The organism is Mesorhizobium sp. BR1-1-6 (genome assembly GCF_020165355.1).
Lineage (GTDB): Bacteria > Pseudomonadota > Alphaproteobacteria > Rhizobiales > Rhizobiaceae > Mesorhizobium.
The window spans coordinates 67,758-85,937 of sequence record NZ_JAIUHZ010000018.1 but is presented as its reverse complement, the minus strand read 5'-3'; the positions used below and the strand labels follow the sequence as shown (position 1 = coordinate 85,937).

Below are 18,180 nucleotides of genomic sequence, written 5' to 3'. Positions count from 1 at the left end.
CACAAATGGTCGGTCGTTAGCCCTGTGAGCTTGAGGAATGAGGGCTGGGCGTCTGGGCTAACTCCAGGTCCGGTCCCAGCTATATTCATTGTCCCAATGCTCGGTGGATTGCCAGATGCCGGTGACACCCGGCTGCAGATGCTGCGAGATCACCTCGTCTACGACGTCGTCGATCCCCAGACCCGGCTTGTCCGGAACAGTGATGAACCCGTCCTGCACGAGCGGCTTGGGAAGGCCGGTGACGATATCGTCCCACCAGTCGACATCGGCGGAGTGGTATTCGAGCGCCATGAAATTCTCGGTCGCGGTCGCGACATGGGCCGCGGCCATCGCAGCGATTGGACTTTCGGCCATGTGGATGGCCATGGCGACGCCGTGATCCTGCGCCATGTCGCCGATCTTCTTGGTCTCCAGGATGCCCCCGCTGGTGAGCAGGTCCGGGTGGATAATGGAGAGGCCCCCGCTCTTGAGCAGCGGTTCGAACCCCTCCTTGAGGTAAATGTCCTCGCCGGTGCAGATGGGCACCGTGGTGGCGTCCTGCAACTGCCGGTACTGCTCGGTGTACTGCCAGGGGATTACATCCTCGAGCCAGGCCGGCACGTATTTTTCAATTCGCCTGGCGAGCCGAATGCCGTTCTGGAGTGAGATGTGGCCGACGTGGTCGATAGCGAGCGGGATCTCCATGCCGATGACCTCGCGAACTTCGGCAATGTACTGCTCGAGCAGGTCGAGGCCCTTGTCGGAAAAATGGAGGCCGGTAAACGGGTGGGCGACATTATGCAGGTCGTAGGCCGCGTTGCGGGCGCGCCGCTCATCAACGGTCTTGAGTGGGCCGCGGGCGGGATGAACGCGATAGCCTTCCAGTGAGCCGGCAGGAGACACGACCGCGCCGGGCACATCCGCGATCTGCATCAGCCCCAGATCCATCTTGAGGAAGGTGAAGCCGAGCTCCATGCGCTGCTTGAGACGTTTGCCGGTCTCTGTGCCGCTCGGCACGGTTGCATCGGTATCGCAATAGAGGCGCACCTTCTCCCGAAACCGGCCGCCGAGCATCTGGTAGATCGGAACGCCATAGGCCTTGCCGGCGAGATCCCACAGCGCGATTTCGACCGCCGAGACGCCGCCACCTTGCCGGCCGTGCCCGCCGAACTGCTTGATCCGGCGAAACAGGCGATCGATGTTGCAGGGATTCTCGCCAAGCAACCGGCTCTTCAGCATCAGCGCGTAGGTGGCGCTGGCCCCGTCGCGCACCTCGCCAAGCCCGACGATGCCCTGGTTGGTGTAGATCTTGAGCAGCGCCGTTGTGAACGGTGCGCCGACGATTTCAGCCACCCGCATGTCGGTGATGCGAAGATCGGACGGCTTGGAGTTCATGTTCACCCGATCAAGGGCTTCGTCGGCTCCACCGGTCTTGGGCATCACTTATCCTCGTTTTTGGTAGGCGGGCTTTTCGGCGGCATGCAGCCCCGACATGAGGCGACATGCGTCAGCCCAGCTCAATCTCGTGGGCTTGCAGGTACTCGCGGTCCATCTCGATGCCGAGACCGGGCCTCGACGTCAGTTTCAGGCTGCCGTTCGAAACGTCGAGCGGTGTGTCGATGAGATGATCGTATTTACCCAGGTTCCACTCCGACGTCTCGAGCTTGTAGAAGTTAGGAACTGTCATCATCACCTGCGCCCCCGCCACCACGTTGATCGGCCCCGCGGCGTCATGCGGCGAGACCGGGACGTAGTAGGCTTCGCACAGGGCTGAGATCTTCTTGAGTTCGGTAATGCCGCCGGTCCAGGTGACGTCAGGCATGATGTAGTCAGCGAGCTTGTTTTCGAGCACCGGCACGAAGTCCCACTTGGTGTGGCCGCGTTCGCCCCACGAGATGGCGGCGCTGACCTTCTCACGCACCTGCTTGAGGGCATTGAGGCTCTCGGGCGGGCAAGGCTCCTCGAACCAGTCGATCTGGCCGGCTTCCTCGAGGCTTCGGCAGAGGCGAATGGCGGTCGGAACGTCGAAACGGCCGTGCGCATCGATGAGGATATCGACATCAGGGCCCGCCGTTTCGCGGATCAGAGCCGTGAGTTCGGCCGCTTCGCGCTCGTCCTTGCGAGTCATGCTGCCATCGAGGTAGCCGTCCCGCTGTTCGCGCGACACGCCATCGGCGCCACGTCCCTGATGCGGGAAAGGATCAAACTTGAGCGCGGTGTGTCCGGACTCGACGATGTCCCGAATTTCGCGGACCACCGCCTCCTTGCTGGTAAATTTGGACTGGTTGGGATGGGTGTAGAGCGCGATTTCATCGCGCACCGGCCCGCCCAGCAGCTCGTAGATGGGCTTGCCCAAAACTTTGCCCCGGATGTCCCAGAGAGCTATGTCGATGGCGCTCACGCATTCGACCGCGGCGCCGCGGCTGCCCATATAGGTGAAGCTGCGGAAAATCTTGTGCCAGAGATGCTCGATCCGGGCCGGGTCCTCGCCGGTCACGGCGGCGCCGATCTGCCGTAGGATCGTGCAGAGCGCGCGGTTGGCGAGCTTGGTGGTGGTCGTGATCTCTCCCCAGCCGCTCACCCCCTCGTCGGTCGTCACTTCGACGAACAGGTACTCTCCCCAATAGGACGCATCGGACTTGATCAGCCACGGCCGAATGCTCGTAATTTTCATGTCAGCTACCTCTGTCTGATCGTCTGGCTAACGATGTTCTGGATCGCGCATTCTATCCGGCCCGAGCGGCGTTGCGCGCACGCATATGTTCGAGGATGTGCCGGCCGGAGCCCTCGACATGGCGAGCAACGAGTTCGGCCGCCTTGTCGGCATCTCCCGCCTTTACCAGCGCGATGAGCTCGCGGTGCTCGCGAATGATCGCGGCACGCCGGGCAAGCGTGAAATTGAAACGCCGGCTCACGGCTCGCAGCACTTCACGATGCTTCCACCAAAGCTCGGCGGCATGGCGGTTGTAATGCCGCTGGTACATCACGGTGTGGAAGGCGGTATCCAGCTCGCTGTGCCTGAACGTATCGGCGAAGTTGTTCTCTTCAATCAGGTCCTGGAGACGTTGGAGTTCGGCGATGTCCTCGCCGGTGGCCATATTCACAAACCATCGCGTCAGGGCCGGCTCGATCAGAACGCCGATCTCATAAATGTCGCGGACAAACTCTTGATCGATAGGCCGGACGCGCGCCCCGCGGTTGGGGAGAAAGGTGACAAAGCCTTCGCCGCGCAACAGCTGCAAGGCTTCGCGCACGGGGTTGGTCGAGGTGCCGTGGCGCCGGGCGAGATCAGTGACCACGAGCCGTTCGTTGGCGGCAAGCCGTCCCTCGATGATGTCTTCCCTGATCAGCTCATAAAGCGAGGCGCCCTCGCTGGACGCCCCTATGGGGTCAATCCCCACCGGTGGCTTGGCTTTGAAATCGTTTGGTTCGGCCAAGGCCGGCTCCCCTGGATTAATACACACCCTTTCCGATTAACACGCAAAGTTTCGATAAACAATGTACGATCTAACGCGTTGACAGGCAATTCATGATCTGAAAACGTACAAGGCTCCCGAACGGGTACACAGATACAAAGACGTCCTGCGATCAAACGAGCAAGACCGCTTTGCCTCGCCGCAAAGCGGCATGGGAGAACCAGGGAGGATACCTATGACGAGGATTATACTCGGCAGTGCGGTCCTGCGCGGCACTGTCGTCAGCGTTTTGGCGGCATCACTGATGTCCACATCGGCGCTGGGCGCACCGCCGGTCGACCTCAGCAAGTGGTCGCCGGAATATGTTCGCGCCATTGCGGGCACACAGGATTTCGACACGGCGGCCGATTGTGCCAAGGTCACCCCGCTGGACTACAAGGGGCGACTGACCTTCTGGTATCAGGGCGTGTTCGAGGGCGACCCCGACCTCCTGCGCCAATACTACAAGGAATTCTTCGAAACCTTCCGCAAGACCTATCCAAACATCCAGCTCGAGGAACAAGCCCTCACCTATAACGATCTTCTCGACAAGTTCCGCACCGCGCTCCTCGGCAATGCCGCGCCGATGGCGGTCCGCTTGCAAATCCTGGGTGGTACCGAATTCGCTTCAAAAGGCTATCTGCAGCCGCTGAAGCCCGAGGACGTGGGCTATTCGACCGAGGACTTCTGGCCCGGCGCCATGAAGGCCGTGACCTGGGACGGGGTGACCTACGGCATTCCAACCAACAACGAAACGATGGCGTTCATCTGGAACGCCGACATCTTCAAACGCGCCGGCCTCGATCCGGACAAGCCACCGGCAACCTGGGACGACGTCATCAAGTATTCCAAGCAGATCCACGACAAGCTCGGCATTGCCGGGTATGGCCTCGTGGCTCGCAAGAATGCCGGCAATACGCCGTATCGCTTCATGCCGCAGCTATGGGCCTATGGTGGCGGCGTCTTCGACGAAGCGGCGGCAAACCCGACCTATGAGCAGGTCGAGCTGGACAGCCCGCAGAGCAAGGCGGCGCTGCAGGCTTCCTACGACATGTATGTTCGCGACAAGTCGGTTCCGGTTTCGGCACTCACCAACCAGCAGGCCGATAACCAGCCCCTGTTCGTCGCCGGCCAACTCGGCATGATGATCTCGCACCCGTCCGATTACAATGTCATGCTCGACCTGCAGAAGAAGGCGACGGGCACCGACAAGGACAAGGCGCAGACCGTCATAGACAACATGCGCTACGGCCTGATCCCGGCCGGGCCCGACGGCAAGCGCGCCGTCGTGTTCGGCGGCTCGAACATCCACATCCTGAAGCCCGAATATGTCGAAGGCGGCAAGGTAGACGAGCCGGCGGCGAAGGCTATCATCTGCATGTGGACGAGCCCTGAATGGTCGCTGAAGATGGCCTATGCCGGATCGAATCCCGGCAACCTGAACGGCTTCAAGACCAAATGGATGAAGGAACGTCTGGACAACATCAAATTCCTCGATGTCACGACCTCGATGCTGCCATACGGCATCCCGTTCCCGGCGCTGCCGCAGGCCCCGGAGATCATGAACATCATCGTCCCGGACATGCTGCAGAATGCCCTGACCGGAGCGATGACCGTCGACCAGGCGGCGGACGACGCGGCCCAGAAGGTGAAAGACCTGATGGGCGGGCTCTAGCCTGCGCCTGACCCACGACCTGACCGGCCGCGCTGACAGCGCAGCCGGTTCGTTCCGAAGAAACAAGGGCATATCATCGTGACGATCGTGACCGGCCAGGCCGAGGCGCGCCGAAAATTGCAACCCGGCAGGTCCGGTGCGCTGCGGGATATCTGGGAGCATCGCGCCGACTACGCGTACGTGCTGCCCGCGATCGCCGTGATGCTCATCGTCATCGCCTATCCGATCTACTACACGATCGAGCTGTCGTTCTATAAGACGCCGCCCGGCTTGCAGCTTCGTGACAAGACCTTCATCGGCTTCGACAACTACACGGCCATCCTCACCAGCGAGGTGTTCTGGAAAGTCACCTGGAACACGCTGATCTGGACATTCGGGTCCACCTTCATCTCCTTTGTCCTGGGGTTTGCCACTGCGCTGGCGCTCCACCGCGACTTTATCGGACGCGGTGTGCTGCGCGCTATCCTGATCATTCCCTGGGTCATCAGCGCGGTCGCCGCCTCCTATATCTGGAAGTGGATCTACCATTCGGATTTCGGCATCATCGGCGCAGTGCTGGTCGGCCTCGGATTGGCCGACCGACCGCCGAATTTCATCGACAACGTCAGCACGGTTCTCCCCTCGCTGATCGTCGTCAATATCTGGCGCGAGTTTCCGTTCGCCATGATCATGATGATGGCGGGCCTGCAGACAGTCCCCGAGCAGTTGCTGCTCGCCGCGAAAGTTGACGGAGCCAATGCCTGGCAGCGCTTCTGGCACGTCACCTTCCCGCATCTGCGCAACGTCTCGGTGGTGACGATCCTGCTGCTGGCAGTGGCCAACTTCAATTCCTTCATCATCCCCTGGATCATGACCGGCGGCGGGCCGTCGAACGCATCGCATATCTGGATCACCCATATTTACGAACTCGCCTTCGGCCGGCAGCGCTGGGGCGTGGCATCGGCCTATTCGGTGCTCCTGTTCATCATCCTGATGACGCTGGGCTACTTCTACGTCCGTGCGCTGAGCGGCAACGAGCGGAAGGAGGGCGGCGTATGAGCGCGATTGCCGAGACGGTCTCCCGAGGCCAGACCCGTCGCCGTATGCGCGTCGACGGATGGCGGTGGGCCGGGCGCATCTTCCTCGTTTTCATGCTGCTTTATACGGCGTTGCCGATGATCTGGATGCTGATCACCTCGATCAAATCGGGGTTCGCGGCGACGCAATTCCCGCCGCAATGGTGGCCGGACGAGCCGACCCTCGCCAGCTATCAGAAATTGCTCGATCCGCAGAACAGCGTCGGCCAGGACTTCCTCCGCTTCTTCTGGAACAGCCTGTTCGTGTCGACCGTCACGACAATCCTTTCCGTAATCGTGGCTGTCCCCGCGGCCTACGCTTTTTCGCGCTTCAGTTTCCCCGGACGGAACTTCCTGTTCTTCGCCGTTTTGCTGCGCAACATGTTTCCGGCAGTGATCTTTCTCGTGCCGCTCTTCATCCTGATGCGCGCGATCGGCCTGGTGAACACGCACGGCTCGCTCATTCTCACCTATCTGACGTTCGGGCTGCCGCTGGCGATCTGGCTGCTCAAGGGCTTCTACGACAACATCCCGGTGCAACTCGAGCAAGCGGCGCGCATCGACGGCGCAACGCGGTTCCAGGCCTTCATCCTGATCGTGATGCCGCTCTCGACGCCCGGGATCATCGCCACCGCGATCTATTCCTTCATCGGCGCCTGGAACGAATACATCTACGCCTACACCTTCCTTTCCAAGAACGAGCAATTGACGCTGCCGGTCGGCATCCAGCGCTTCTTCTCGGAAAACACGACGGACTTTCCGGGCCTGATGGCGGCCAGCTTCATGATGAGCGTGCCCGTCGTGGTGCTGTTCCTCGTCCTGCAACGATACTTCGTACGCGCCCTTACAGAAGGCGCGGTCAAGCATTAGGGAGTTGCCAATGGCCCACGTGGTCCTCAAAGATCTCGTCAAGACCTATGGCGGCTTCAAAGCTGTCAACGATGTTTCGCTGACGGTCAATGACGGCGAGTTCGTTGCGCTGGTCGGCCCGTCAGGCTGCGGCAAGACAACCACGCTCAATCTCGTCGCGGGGCTGACCTCGATCACATCGGGCGACATCGTCATCGGAGACCGGGTGGTCAATGATCTCGACCCCAAGGACCGGGACATCGCAATGGTGTTCCAGAACTACGCGCTGTACCCGCAGAAATCGGTCTACAAGAACCTGGCGTTCCCGCTGCAGATGCGGAAACTCTCCAGGGACGAGATCGACAAGAAGGTCAGGGAAGCGGCGCGCGTTCTCGACATGACGCACCTGCTCGAGCGCAAACCGCGGGAACTTTCGGGCGGGCAGCAGCAGCGCGTCGCCCTTGGCCGTGCCCTCGTCCGCGACCCCGCTGTGTTCCTCATGGACGAGCCGCTCTCCAACCTCGACGCCAAACTGCGCGTGCAGATGCGATCCGAGATCAAGCGCTTCCACCAGGACCTCAAGGCAACGATCATCTACGTGACGCACGACCAGCTCGAAGCCGTGACCATGGCCGACAAGATGGCGGTGATGAATGGCGGCTATCTGCAGCAATACGATTCGCCGGCGCAGGTCTTTGCCCATCCGGTCAACATGTTCGTCGCCAGCTTCATCGGCAGCCCGGCGATGAGCCTCATTCCGCTGGAGGCTTCGACGGCAAACGGCAGCACCGCATTGACCAGCGCGGAAGGCTGGACGCTTGAGCTGTCGCAACTCAACGCGCGCAAGGTCCAGGGAGCGACCACCAAGAAGGTCGTGCTCGGCGCGCGGCACTCGACGATCAAGCTGCACAAAAGCGCGGTCCCCGGTGCCATTCCGGCCAAGGCCTATACGGTGGAGCCGACCGGAGACGTCACCTTCGTGCAAGCATTCCTGTCGGGCGCCATCGTCAACATCAGCGTGTCGCCCAACGTCGCCGTCAAAGCTGATGAGCGTATCTGGCTCGAGTTCGACCAGGAGCGGATGCATCTGTTCGATGGCGAAACTGAAATGGCCCTCAAGGCCGACTGAGACAGGGGATGCGCGTGGAACGCGGGCGTGGATGACTAAGAACCTGAAGATCACCGCGATCAAGCCCTACCCGGTGTGGGTGGGAACGCGCAACCAGATGCTCGTCAAGGTCGAGACCGATCAGGGTATCTTCGGCTGGGGCGAAAGCGGCTTGAGCGGTCGCGAGAAAGCCGTGGCGGGCGCGGTCGAGCACTATCGCGAGTTTCTCATCGGCCGCGACCCGATGCAGATCGGGCGTATCTGGCAGGAGGTTTATCGCAGCCAGTACTTCGAGGGGGGTCGGGTCCTGCAGGCGGCGATTTCCGCCATCGACATCGCCCTTCATGACATCAAAGGCAAGGCGCTGGGGGTGCCGGTCTACGAGTTGCTTGGCGGCAAGCAGCGCGACCGCGTGCCCACCTTCGCCTCGACCGGAGACGAGGCCGAGGGCGATGTTGCGATCGAACGCGCCCGCGAACTGCGCGCGCAGGGCTGGCAGGCGATCCGCTTCTTCCCCATCGGACAAAGCAGCAAGGACGTCTTCGAGCCGCGTGAATCGATCGGCCCTACCGCGAGCATGCTGAACAAAGCGCGCGAGGCGCTGGGCGATGAGGTGGTGCTCGGCGTCGATTATCATCATCGGCTGTCGGTGGCCGAGGCGGCGAGCTTCTGCAGCAAGCTCGGCCGCGGCGTGCTTGATTTCCTCGAGGAGCCGATACGGGCTGAGACACCGGAGGCGTACGAGTCCCTTCGTACGATGACCGACATCCCCTTTGCCATCGGCGAGGAATTTGCCAGCAAGTGGCAGTTCCTGCCTTACATCGAGCGCGGCATCCACCAGTTCAACCGGCTCGATGTCTGCAATGTCGGCGGGCTCACCGAGGCGATGAAAGTCGCTGGCTGGAGCGAGGCGCACTATGTGGACCTGATGCCACACAATCCCCTTGGCCCGGTGTGCACGGCCGCAACCGTGCATCTCGCCGCCGCGGTGCCCAACTTTGCGTGGCTAGAAACCAGGATCCCCGAAAGGAAGCTGGGTTTCGACAATTCCGACTTTTTCCCCGTACAGCCAAGGCTCGACGGGCCCGATTATCCGGTCAGCGACCTGCCGGGGCTCGGCGTCGAGGTCAATGAAGCGGCGGTCCAGGCGCAGAGTTTCCGTTTCTGGGAAGCGCCACATCTCAAGCGCCGCGACGGCTCTGTCACCAACTGGTAATTCAATTTCAACCGGAGTCCGAAAATGACGCATACTCCCGATATCACGCGGCCGCCCAAGGACCTGATCGACGCGCTAAGGGAGATCGGCGCCGCCACGGTCGCGGGCACACTTGGCCATATGGGCTTTCGCAATCCGCACATGGTCGGCCCGGTGCCGCAGAACCATGGGAAGTCGATCGTCGGGCCGGCACTGACATTGCAGTTCATGCCGCAGAGACCGGACCTCTTCACCGAGGGAGAATATGCCGATCCGGAGACGCAACTTCACAGACATGTGCTCTACCATGCGCAGGAGGGCGACGTGGTCGTCGTCGACGCGCGCGGCGACATGAGCTCCGGTGTCTTCGGCGATATGATGTCGACCTATTTCAAGGGCAGAGGCGGTGCGGGCATTGTCATCGATGGGTGCATGCGCGACCGGCCCAATGTCGAAAAGCTCGACCTGCCTCTTTGGCTGCGCGGCTGGACGCCAAATTATCATGTGCAGACCAGCATCTATCCCAATGCGGTCAACGTTCCGATTGCCTGCGGCGGTGTCACGGTGATCCCCGGCGACATCATCGTCGCCGATGACGACGGGGTGGTGGTGCTTCCCGTCGCAATGGCCCCGAAGGTCATCGAAGAATCCCAGAAGCATCACGATTGGGAGGAATTCTCACGAATGAAACTCATGGGGGGCGCGCCGTTGCAACGCTACTATCCACTGCACCCAAGCGCGAACGACGAGTACGAGGCTTGGCGGAAAGCCAACGCCAAACCTTGATAGACAGGATGAACTGACAGTCGCCAGCGCGCGTCAGCCATTCCCCCTAATTTATCCTGGCGCCGCGCTGTGCGTCGAACAGGTGCGCCTTGCGCACCATCGTCTCCAGCCCGATCTCCTGATCAGGTTTGAATGGCGGCCGATCCCGGCTCTCCGCCCGCTCGTTGACCTAAGCTGGGTTTAATCCCTGGCCACTCCAGACCTGTCCCTGCCGAAAGCTGGCGGCTTTTGCATCGGGAGATACCTGACCGCGCTGGTGGCGACACATTACCGTAACGGAAGCGGTCCTATCATTCATTCGGTGATTTTGGGCGGGGGCCGGGATCGTCGGCCGGGACCGTCAAGATTAGGGGACCTGATATGGCCACGCAGCTTTGTCACATAGAGACAGCATTCTCGGGAGCGGGCTCGGCAATGGCTCCAAAGTTCGCGGAATCATGCGCTTGGGCGAATGCACGAGGCGTAACAATCTATCAGCGTTCAAAAACGGTATGGATCGCGGCCGGCGGCTATCGAGGCCGCGATTTGAAAGTAAAGGGACGGTCGCCTGCCACCGCGCTCGCACTATGGATTGAGGCTGTCCAGTACAGAGGTTCTACATGAGGCTGACCAACGAGGCGTCCAAGGCACGCAAGGAGATCAGCATCCATCGTATCGCCGCCCTGATACCAGCTTAGGATATCGCAGGCCGTCGCCGAAAATCGATCCCCGGCCGAGCTTTGTCCATGCGATCAGCCCGGCCGCTTTGGTCGAGCTGGTTCATCATGAGCCCGCGAGCGCCAGCATGACGCTCGCCCCAAGTGCGGAACGCACCTGGCTCAACATCAAGCGGACGCCCGGAGCTGAAAATTTTACGCGGCCGCGCCTGGCGCCGCGGCTCCGGTCGCGTAAAAATGCTTCTGTCGAAGCTCGAATCAACTCCGCCATCATGTTTTCTCCAGAAGAAACGCCCATATAAAAGCAGGTTGGCGGGCCGTTGCCATTCGGGCAGACACCGCTGGCGTTGCGGCGGTGATCCGAACCCGCCAAAACGGATGGCGCGCCCTGCCGGACGGTTTGATATCGCGGTCAACACGTAGGGAGAAACACGCGATCGGGTTGCGCTCGGCATGTGTTGATGGTTTGTTGCCGGTCAGCGGAGAACGAGTGATGCGAGAATCCATCGGTCAAGACGAATACGGGTCGACCAGCCCCTTCGATCCGGATGACCTGCCGAATTTGAATGCGATCGGTCCGGCGATGGGCAGCGGCAATGACTTCGAGAGATACGCGGTCGCCGTCATAATCGTGTTCGGCGCCCTGATCATAGGCGGGCTGATGGCCGCGTCGATGACCTTCGGCCACCGCAACGGTTTCCTGTTCGCGCTCGGCGGCGCCACATCGGCCTGGATATCGGGAAACGCGCTTCTGCTCGACCGGCCGCGCATCTACGCACTGTTCGTCGGCATCGCGGCCCTGATGCTGATCGCATCCACCGTCACGCTGATTTCGTGACGGCTTGATCGTCAATTAAAGCGGTCGTTTCACGGAAACCCAGACCGCCCTGTTTTTTCGTTTTCGATGCGATTGCGGACGCGGGTTCACGCGCTTGCGGAGTGCGCCAGTCCCATCAATAGCCGAGCGCCTCGCCGGAAGCGGCGCGGCTGTCGATGGCGCCATTGTAGCGGGCGCCGCCACCCTTCCCAATTTCCGCCAGGCTCTTGCCGCCGACCAGTATGCCCGCTGCCTGACCCCAGGTCTTGTCGCTGAGATCGAGATGATAACCCATGCCGGCCAGCAACCTTTCGGTGTCCGGCGACAGTCCGAACGGCTCGATATAGACCGTGTCGGGCAGCCATTGATGATGGATGCGCGGCGCGTCGATCGCCTCCTGGATGTTCATGCCGTGGTCGATGACGTTGACGATGGTTTCCAGTGTAATGGTGATGATGCGCGAACCGCCGGGGCTGCCGATGACCATGAACGGCTTGCCGTCCTTGGCCACCACGGTCGGGCTCATCGACGACAGCGGCGTCTTCTTCGGCTGGATGGCGTTGGCCTCGCCCTGGACCAGGCCGTAGAGGTTGGGCACGCCGGGCTTCTGGGTGAAATCGTCCATCTCGTTGTTGAGCAGGATACCGGTGCCGTCGGCGACAACGCCGGCGCCAAACGAGCCGTTCAGTGTGTAGGTGACCGCGACCGCGTTGCCGTCCTTGTCGATGATCGAATAATGCGTCGTCTCCTTGCTCTCGCCGAACCCCTTCGGCATCAGGTCCTGAGAGACGCCGGCCCGGAACGGATCGATCTTGTCGCGGATATCCTTGGCGTAGGCCTTGTCCAGCAGCTTCGAGACCGGATTGTCGACGAAATCGGGATCTCCGAGCGCCGAATTGCGGTCGACATAGGCGTGGCGCATGGCTTCGACCATGACATGCACGGTCTCGGCCGAACCGGCGCCAAGATAGGACAGCGGATAGCCTTCCAGCACGTTGAGGATTTCGCAGATGATGACGCCGCCGGAGCTTGGCGGCGGCGAGGAAATGATCTCGTAGCCGCGATAGGAACAGGTCACCGGCTTGAGCTCGCGCACCGCATATTGTTCGAAATCGCCCTTGGCCAGGATACCGCCCTTGGCGCCGCTTGCCTTGACGATGGCATCGGCGATGGCGCCCTTGTAGAAGGCGTCGGGGCCTTTTTCGGAAATCGCCGAGAGCGACGCGGCTAGGTCGGGTTGGACCAGCCGCTCGCCGATGCCATAGGGCTTGCCATCCGGCTTCAGGAATATGGCCGCCGCAGCGGGATCCTTCGCCAGCCTGTCGGCACCTCCGGCAAACGAGGCGGCGTCACCCTGATTGAGGATGAACCCGTCCTTGGCATAGCGAATGGCCGGCGCCATGAGGTCCTGCCGGGACAAGGTGCCGTATTTTTCGCGCGCCATCTCGAAACCGGCGACGGAGCCCGGCACGCCGACGGCGAGGTAGCCGTCGAGGCTGGCGCCTTTCACCGGTTTGCCGTCCTTGTCGAGATACATGGTCTTGGTCGCGGCCAGCGGCGCACGTTCGCGGAAATCGAGGAAGGTCGACTTGCCGTCCTTGAAGCGGACAGTCATGAAGCCGCCGCCGCCGATATTGCCGGCATTGGGATAGACGACGGCGAGCGCATAACCAACAGCGACCGCCGCATCGACGGCGTTGCCGCCCTTCTTCAGGACTTCGACGCCCACCTCCGACGCCAGATGCTGCGCGGTGACAACCATGCCGTTCTCGCCCTTGGCAGGCGCTGGCGAGGCGGCGATGGCGGCCGCCCATGGCGCGAAAGCGATTGTGAATGAGAGGCTGACGGCGATCAGCGTGCGGCGAGTGATATGCATGGCGAGGCTCCTGGCGGGGGACGCCTAGGAAACCGTGTTGGGGTGATCGAGTCCACTAACAATTGAGGGAGCACGAGAAAGAGCCCCCTCACCCGCTTGCCATGCGAATTGCGAAGGGCAATTCGGGGCAATCCGACCTATCCTGGTGGAAGGAGGCCGTCAGCGCTGGTGCCAGTCTCTTCTCCCCAGCGGAGAGAAGGTGGCCGCGAAGCCGCCGGATGAGGGGGCGGGCTCGGCCTCAGACAATGCCCCCGCTGCCGCCGGCAACGGCCGGGCGTTCCGCCGCGACCTTGGCGCGGTAGCCTGCCGCCCGGTAGGCGGCGACCGGGTCGATGGCGCCGCCGGTGTTCAGCCGCGCCATGGCCAAGATCGGCTCGACATCGGTGCGGTAGGCTGATTTTAGCGTCTGCGTTGCCATCAGCGCATCGTTGCCGTCCTGAAAACCTTCAAGCGCCTTGCGGTCGACCAGCAGCGCCTGCGCGTAGGCGCGCTGCACCTCGACCGCGGACAGCATCAGGCTCTCGATCGGATCGGTGACGTTGTGGCTCTGGTCGAGCATATGCGCCGGATCGAAGCCGTCGGCGCCGGACAGTTCGGCGTCGACCAGTTCGTTGAAGACCAGGAACAGCCGGTAGGGGTCGATCGAACCGGCATCGAGGTCGTCGTCGCCATATTTCGAATCGTTGAAGTGGAAGCCGCCGAGTTTCCTGAACTGGATCAGCCGCGACACGATCATCTCGATGTTGACGTTGGGCGCGTGGTGGCCGAGGTCGACCAGGCAGAACGCCTTGTCGCCGAGTTCCTTGGCAATAATGTAATTGGTGCCCCAATCCTGCACGACGGTGGAATAGAAGGCAGGCTCGTATATCTTGTGTTCGGTAAACAGCTTCCAGTCAGCGGGCAGCCCGACATAGACCTCTTTCATGGCATCGAGATAGCGCTCGAACGCCTTGGCGAAGTTGACCTGGCCGGGGAAGTTCGAGCCGTCGCCGATCCACACCGTCAGCGCCTTCGACCCAAGCGTCTTGCCGATCTCGATGCATTCAAGATTGTGCTCGACCGCTTGCCGGCGCGTTCCGGCATCGGCATGCGAGAGCGAGCCGAATTTGTAGGACAGCTTTTGGTCCCTGGCGTCGGAGAACGTATTGGAGTTCATGGCGTCGAAGCCGAGGCCGAAACGCGAGGCCGCCTGCTTCAGCCGGTTCGGGTCGGCCTTGTCCCAGGGAATGTGCAGCGACACCGTCGGTGTCGCCTGCGTCAATTGCTTGATGACGGCGCAATCCTCGATCTTGTCGAAGATGTCGCGCGGTTCGCCGGCGCCGGGGAAACGGGCAAAGCGCGTGCCGCCGGTACCGACACCCCAGGAGGGGATCGCCACCGCGAATTTCTCGACCTTGTCTCGGATCGCGTCGATGGCGATGCCGCGACGGTCGAGCCGTTCGCCGAGCGAGGCGTAGTCACGCTCGAGGTCGGCCTTGCGCGCCGCGTTGTTTTTTTCGACGACGTCGGCCGAGATGATGGTTTCGGACACTGCTGCTCCTCCCAAATTTCGTTCAGCTGGCGCTGCCCCTCATCCGCCTGCCGGCACCTTCTCCCCGTGAACGGGGAGAAGGAGGGCCTAGCGCGTAAAGCTTTGCGCGTTGCCGGCGTCGACATTGACGATGTTGCCGGTCGACTTGGCCGACATGTCGGAGGCGAAGAAATAGATCGCTTCGGCTATGTCCTCGGGAAACACCGAGCGCTTCAGCATCGAGCGCGAGCGGTAATGTTCCTCAAGGTCGTCGGTCGACATCTTGTAGGCGGCGGCGCGCTGTTCCTTCCACTCGCCGGACCAGATCTTGGAGCCGCGCAGTACGGCGTCCGGATTGACGACGTTGACCCTAATCTGCGCCTCCGCGCCCTCAAGCGCCAAGCAGCGGGCGAGATGAATCTCGGCGGCCTTGGCGGTGCAATAGGCGGCAGCGTTCGGCGAGGCGGCAAGGCCGTTCTTGGAGGCGACGAAAACGACGTTGCCGCCGATCTTCTGCACCCTGAACAGCCGGAACGCTTCCCGCGAGACCAGGAAATATCCCGTCGACAGGATGTCCATGTTCTTGTTCCACAGCGCCAGCGTCGTGTCCTCGATCGGCGCCGAGGAGGCGAGGCCGGCGTTGGAGACCAGAATATCGATGCCGCCGAACTCGACCGCCGTTTCGGCAAAGCCGGCGACGACCTGATCCTCCGACGTGACGTTGATGACCACGGGGCGGACAAAATCCTTGCCATAGGCCTTGGCCAGTTCGTCGTTGGCGCTGGCAAGTGCTGTCTCGTCAATGTCGGCGAGCACCACGCAGGCGCCTTCTCGCAGCAGCCGGCTCGCCGTCGCGCGGCCGATGCCGCCCGCGCCGCCAGTGACGAGCGCGATCTTGCCGGCAAGAGCCTTGGGCTTCGGCATGCGCTGCAGCTTCAGATCCTCGAGCAGCCAGTATTCGATGTCGAAGGCTTCCTGCGCAGGCAGGCCGACATAGGAGGAGACGGTCGAGGCGCCGCGCATGACGTTGATGGCGTTGACGTAGAACTCCCCCGAAATGCGCGCCGTGGCCTTGTCGCCGGCGAAGGTGAACATGCCGACGCCGGGCATCAGATAGACGACGGCGTTGGGATCGCGGATGGCGGGCGAGTCCGCATGCTTGCAGCTGTCATAATAGGCCTGGTAGCCGACGCGGTATTCGGCAATGTCGTCGGCCAGCCGCGCGATGACGGCATCGACATCGGGCTTGGACGGATCGAACTCGATGACCAGCGGCCGGATCTTGGTGCGCAGGAAATGGTCCGGGCATGAGGTGCCGAGTGCCGCCAGCGGGCGCAGATCCCTGGAATTGACGAATTCGAGCACGGCGGCGGAATCGTCGAAATGGCCGAGCTTATGGCTCTTTTCCGAGATGAGGCCGCGGATCCTCGGCATCAGCTTCGCGGCGATGGCGCGGCGTTCGGCGGCGTCGAGCGACTTGACCGCTTCGCCACCGAAAATGGCGACGCCCTCGGAACGGCGCTCGAACCACTCGATCGCCTGGTTGATCACCGAGATCGTCGTTTCGTAGCATTCCTTCGGGCTGTCGCCCCAGGTGAACAGGCCGTGGCTTTCCAGGATCACGCCCTTGGCGGCTGGATGGTCGAGGCAGAATTTCTCCAGCCACAGGCCAAGTTCGAAGCCCGGCCGCTTCCACGGCAGCCAGCCTATGGCGTCGCCGAAGATTTCCTTCGTCAGGGCCTTGGAATCTTTGGCGGCAGCGATGGCGATGATGGCGTCGGGATGCATGTGATCGACATAGGGCTTCGGCACGTAGGCATGCAGCGGCGTGTCGATCGAGGCCGCGCGCGGATTGAGATTGAAGGTGCAATGGGGTAGATAACCCACCATCTCGTCTTCATGCTCGACGCCGCGATAAAGGCCTTTGAGGGCTCGCAATTTGTCCATGTAGAGCGTGGCAAAACCATCAAGCTTGATCGAAGCGCTGTCGCCGCCGGAGCCCTTCACCCACAGCACTTCCACGTCCTGTCCGGTGAGCGGATCCTGTTGCCGGATTTTCGACGATGTGTTGCCGCCGCCGTAATTGGTGACACGCTTGTCGGAGCCGAGCGTGTTCGAACGATAGACCAGAAGCTCGGGATCGCTCATCCCCCTTACCTTCGCATCATCCCAAAGATTGGCGAGGCGCGAGCCGGAGCGCTTGTCGAGCATGGGTAATCCTCCCTTGAAGCGCGGACGGTGCGCTCCTCTTTTCGTCGGGAATGTCTACGCAAGGCGTGGCTTTGTCAATCACAAACGATCAACATCAATCATATTGCACTGCACAATGAAATTATATGATCGGAAATGATTGACACTGCGCGATTTCTAATGCCAGATGGCCATGCAGGGAGGAACCATGCACGAAAAAGAGCGCCACAGGATCATTCTGTCCGCCGTCCAGGAAAAGCCTGTGGTGACGGTGCAGGAAATGGTCGACCTGACGGAGTCTTCCGAGGCGACGATCCGGCGCGATATCGCGGCCCTGCACGTGCAAAAGCGACTGCGCCGGGTGCGCGGCGGCGCCGAGGCGATCACGCCGCCACAGTTCATCGGCCTTGCCGGCAGGCCTTTTTCCGTCAACGAGACGCTCAATGCCGCGCAGAAGCGGGCGATAGCGCGGGAAGCGGTGGAACTCTGCAAGGACGGCGAGCCGATCATCATCAACGGCGGCACCACCACCTTCCAGATGGTGCATTTCCTGACCGGCCGCCGCATGCCGATCTTCACCAATTCCTTCCCGATCGCCGAAAGCCTGCTCAAGCACTCCAAGAACACGGTGATGCTGTCCGGCGGCACCATCTACCGCGAGCAGAACATCATCCTGTCGCCCTTCGACAATGACGTGACGCGCAATTTCTACGCGCGCCGCATGTTCATGGGCGCCCAGGGGCTCGGGCCGCTCGGCCTGATGGAAGGCGATCCGCTCTTGATCCAGGCGGAACAGAAGCTGATCGATCAGGCCGACGAGTTGGTGGTGCTGGTCGATTCCTCGAAATTCCGCAAACGCTCCAGCCTGATCCTGTGCGGGCTGTCGCGCATCGCCACCGTCATCACCGACGACGGCATCGAGGACCGCGAGGCAAAGATGCTCGAAACAGCGGGGGTAACGCTGATCGTCGCCCGCAAGTCGGCAAAGGAAGAATCTTCGCTGCAAGCCTGAGACACCCTCACGCCCGC

The 18,180-nt window shown here is 61.7% G+C and carries 14 protein-coding genes; 8 read left to right on the top strand and 6 right to left on the bottom strand.

All coding sequences use genetic code 11. The features are described from left to right. Positions 1-57: 57 nt before the first annotated feature. The 3 genes from LB545_RS25015 to LB545_RS25005 all read right to left on the bottom strand — a co-directional run bounded on the left by LB545_RS25015 (position 58) and on the right by LB545_RS25005 (position 3,416). Positions 58-1,419, bottom strand: coding sequence for a mandelate racemase/muconate lactonizing enzyme family protein (locus LB545_RS25015; protein WP_140580357.1), 1,362 nt, complete (start codon positions 1,417-1,419; stop codon positions 58-60). A 67-nt stretch (positions 1,420-1,486) separates the two neighbouring features. Then, complete coding sequence (locus LB545_RS25010) at positions 1,487-2,653, bottom strand: mandelate racemase/muconate lactonizing enzyme family protein (protein WP_140564768.1); 1,167 nt, start codon at positions 2,651-2,653, stop codon at positions 1,487-1,489. 52 nt (positions 2,654-2,705) lie between these two features. Then, positions 2,706-3,416, bottom strand: coding sequence for a GntR family transcriptional regulator (locus LB545_RS25005; protein ID WP_140524027.1), 711 nt, complete (start codon positions 3,414-3,416; stop codon positions 2,706-2,708). Positions 3,417-3,630: 214 nt separating this feature from the next. On the opposite strand from LB545_RS25005, the gene LB545_RS25000 reads away from it, so the two are divergent. From LB545_RS25000 to LB545_RS24970, 7 genes are all read left to right on the top strand, one after another. Further along, entirely contained in the window at positions 3,631-5,109 is a 1,479-nt protein-coding gene (locus LB545_RS25000) for an ABC transporter substrate-binding protein (RefSeq protein ID WP_140524025.1), read from the top strand. Between the two features lie 78 nt (positions 5,110-5,187). After that, positions 5,188-6,147: a carbohydrate ABC transporter permease gene (locus LB545_RS24995; protein WP_224706002.1), complete on the top strand. Its 960-nt coding sequence runs from the start codon at positions 5,188-5,190 to the stop codon at positions 6,145-6,147. After that, entirely contained in the window at positions 6,144-7,034 is an 891-nt protein-coding gene (locus tag LB545_RS24990; RefSeq protein ID WP_140496543.1) for a carbohydrate ABC transporter permease, read from the top strand. Before LB545_RS24995 ends, LB545_RS24990 begins: the two co-directional genes overlap by 4 nt. A gap of 10 nt (positions 7,035-7,044) precedes the next feature. Next, complete coding sequence (locus tag LB545_RS24985) at positions 7,045-8,142, top strand: ABC transporter ATP-binding protein (protein WP_140557664.1); 1,098 nt, start codon at positions 7,045-7,047, stop codon at positions 8,140-8,142. A 31-nt stretch (positions 8,143-8,173) separates the two neighbouring features. Next, positions 8,174-9,337, top strand: coding sequence for a mandelate racemase/muconate lactonizing enzyme family protein (locus LB545_RS24980; RefSeq protein ID WP_140557663.1), 1,164 nt, complete (start codon positions 8,174-8,176; stop codon positions 9,335-9,337). 24 nt (positions 9,338-9,361) lie between these two features. After that, positions 9,362-10,102, top strand: coding sequence for a ribonuclease activity regulator RraA (locus tag LB545_RS24975; RefSeq protein WP_140496549.1), 741 nt, complete (start codon positions 9,362-9,364; stop codon positions 10,100-10,102). 1,149 nt (positions 10,103-11,251) lie between these two features. After that, a complete protein-coding gene (locus LB545_RS24970) occupies positions 11,252-11,596 on the top strand; it encodes a hypothetical protein (protein WP_140496551.1) in 345 nt (114 codons plus the stop codon). Between the two features lie 115 nt (positions 11,597-11,711). Here the strand turns inward: LB545_RS24970 and ggt are convergent, their stop codons facing one another. From ggt to LB545_RS24955, 3 genes are all read right to left on the bottom strand, one after another. Next, a complete protein-coding gene (ggt, locus tag LB545_RS24965; protein WP_140513303.1) occupies positions 11,712-13,451 on the bottom strand; it encodes a gamma-glutamyltransferase in 1,740 nt (579 codons plus the stop codon). A gap of 238 nt (positions 13,452-13,689) precedes the next feature. After that, on the bottom strand, positions 13,690-14,982 hold the full coding sequence (gene rhaI / locus LB545_RS24960; protein ID WP_140557661.1) for an L-rhamnose catabolism isomerase: 1,293 nt from the start codon (positions 14,980-14,982) through the stop codon (positions 13,690-13,692). Between the two features lie 87 nt (positions 14,983-15,069). Then, a complete protein-coding gene (locus LB545_RS24955; RefSeq protein ID WP_140557659.1) occupies positions 15,070-17,172 on the bottom strand; it encodes a bifunctional rhamnulose-1-phosphate aldolase/short-chain dehydrogenase in 2,103 nt (700 codons plus the stop codon). A 187-nt stretch (positions 17,173-17,359) separates the two neighbouring features. Between LB545_RS24955 and LB545_RS24950 the strand changes: the two genes are divergently transcribed. Continuing rightward, positions 17,360-18,163 (top strand): DeoR/GlpR family DNA-binding transcription regulator, encoded by an 804-nt coding sequence (locus LB545_RS24950; protein ID WP_140496559.1) that lies wholly within the window; start codon positions 17,360-17,362, stop codon positions 18,161-18,163. Positions 18,164-18,180: the final 17 nt, after the last annotated feature.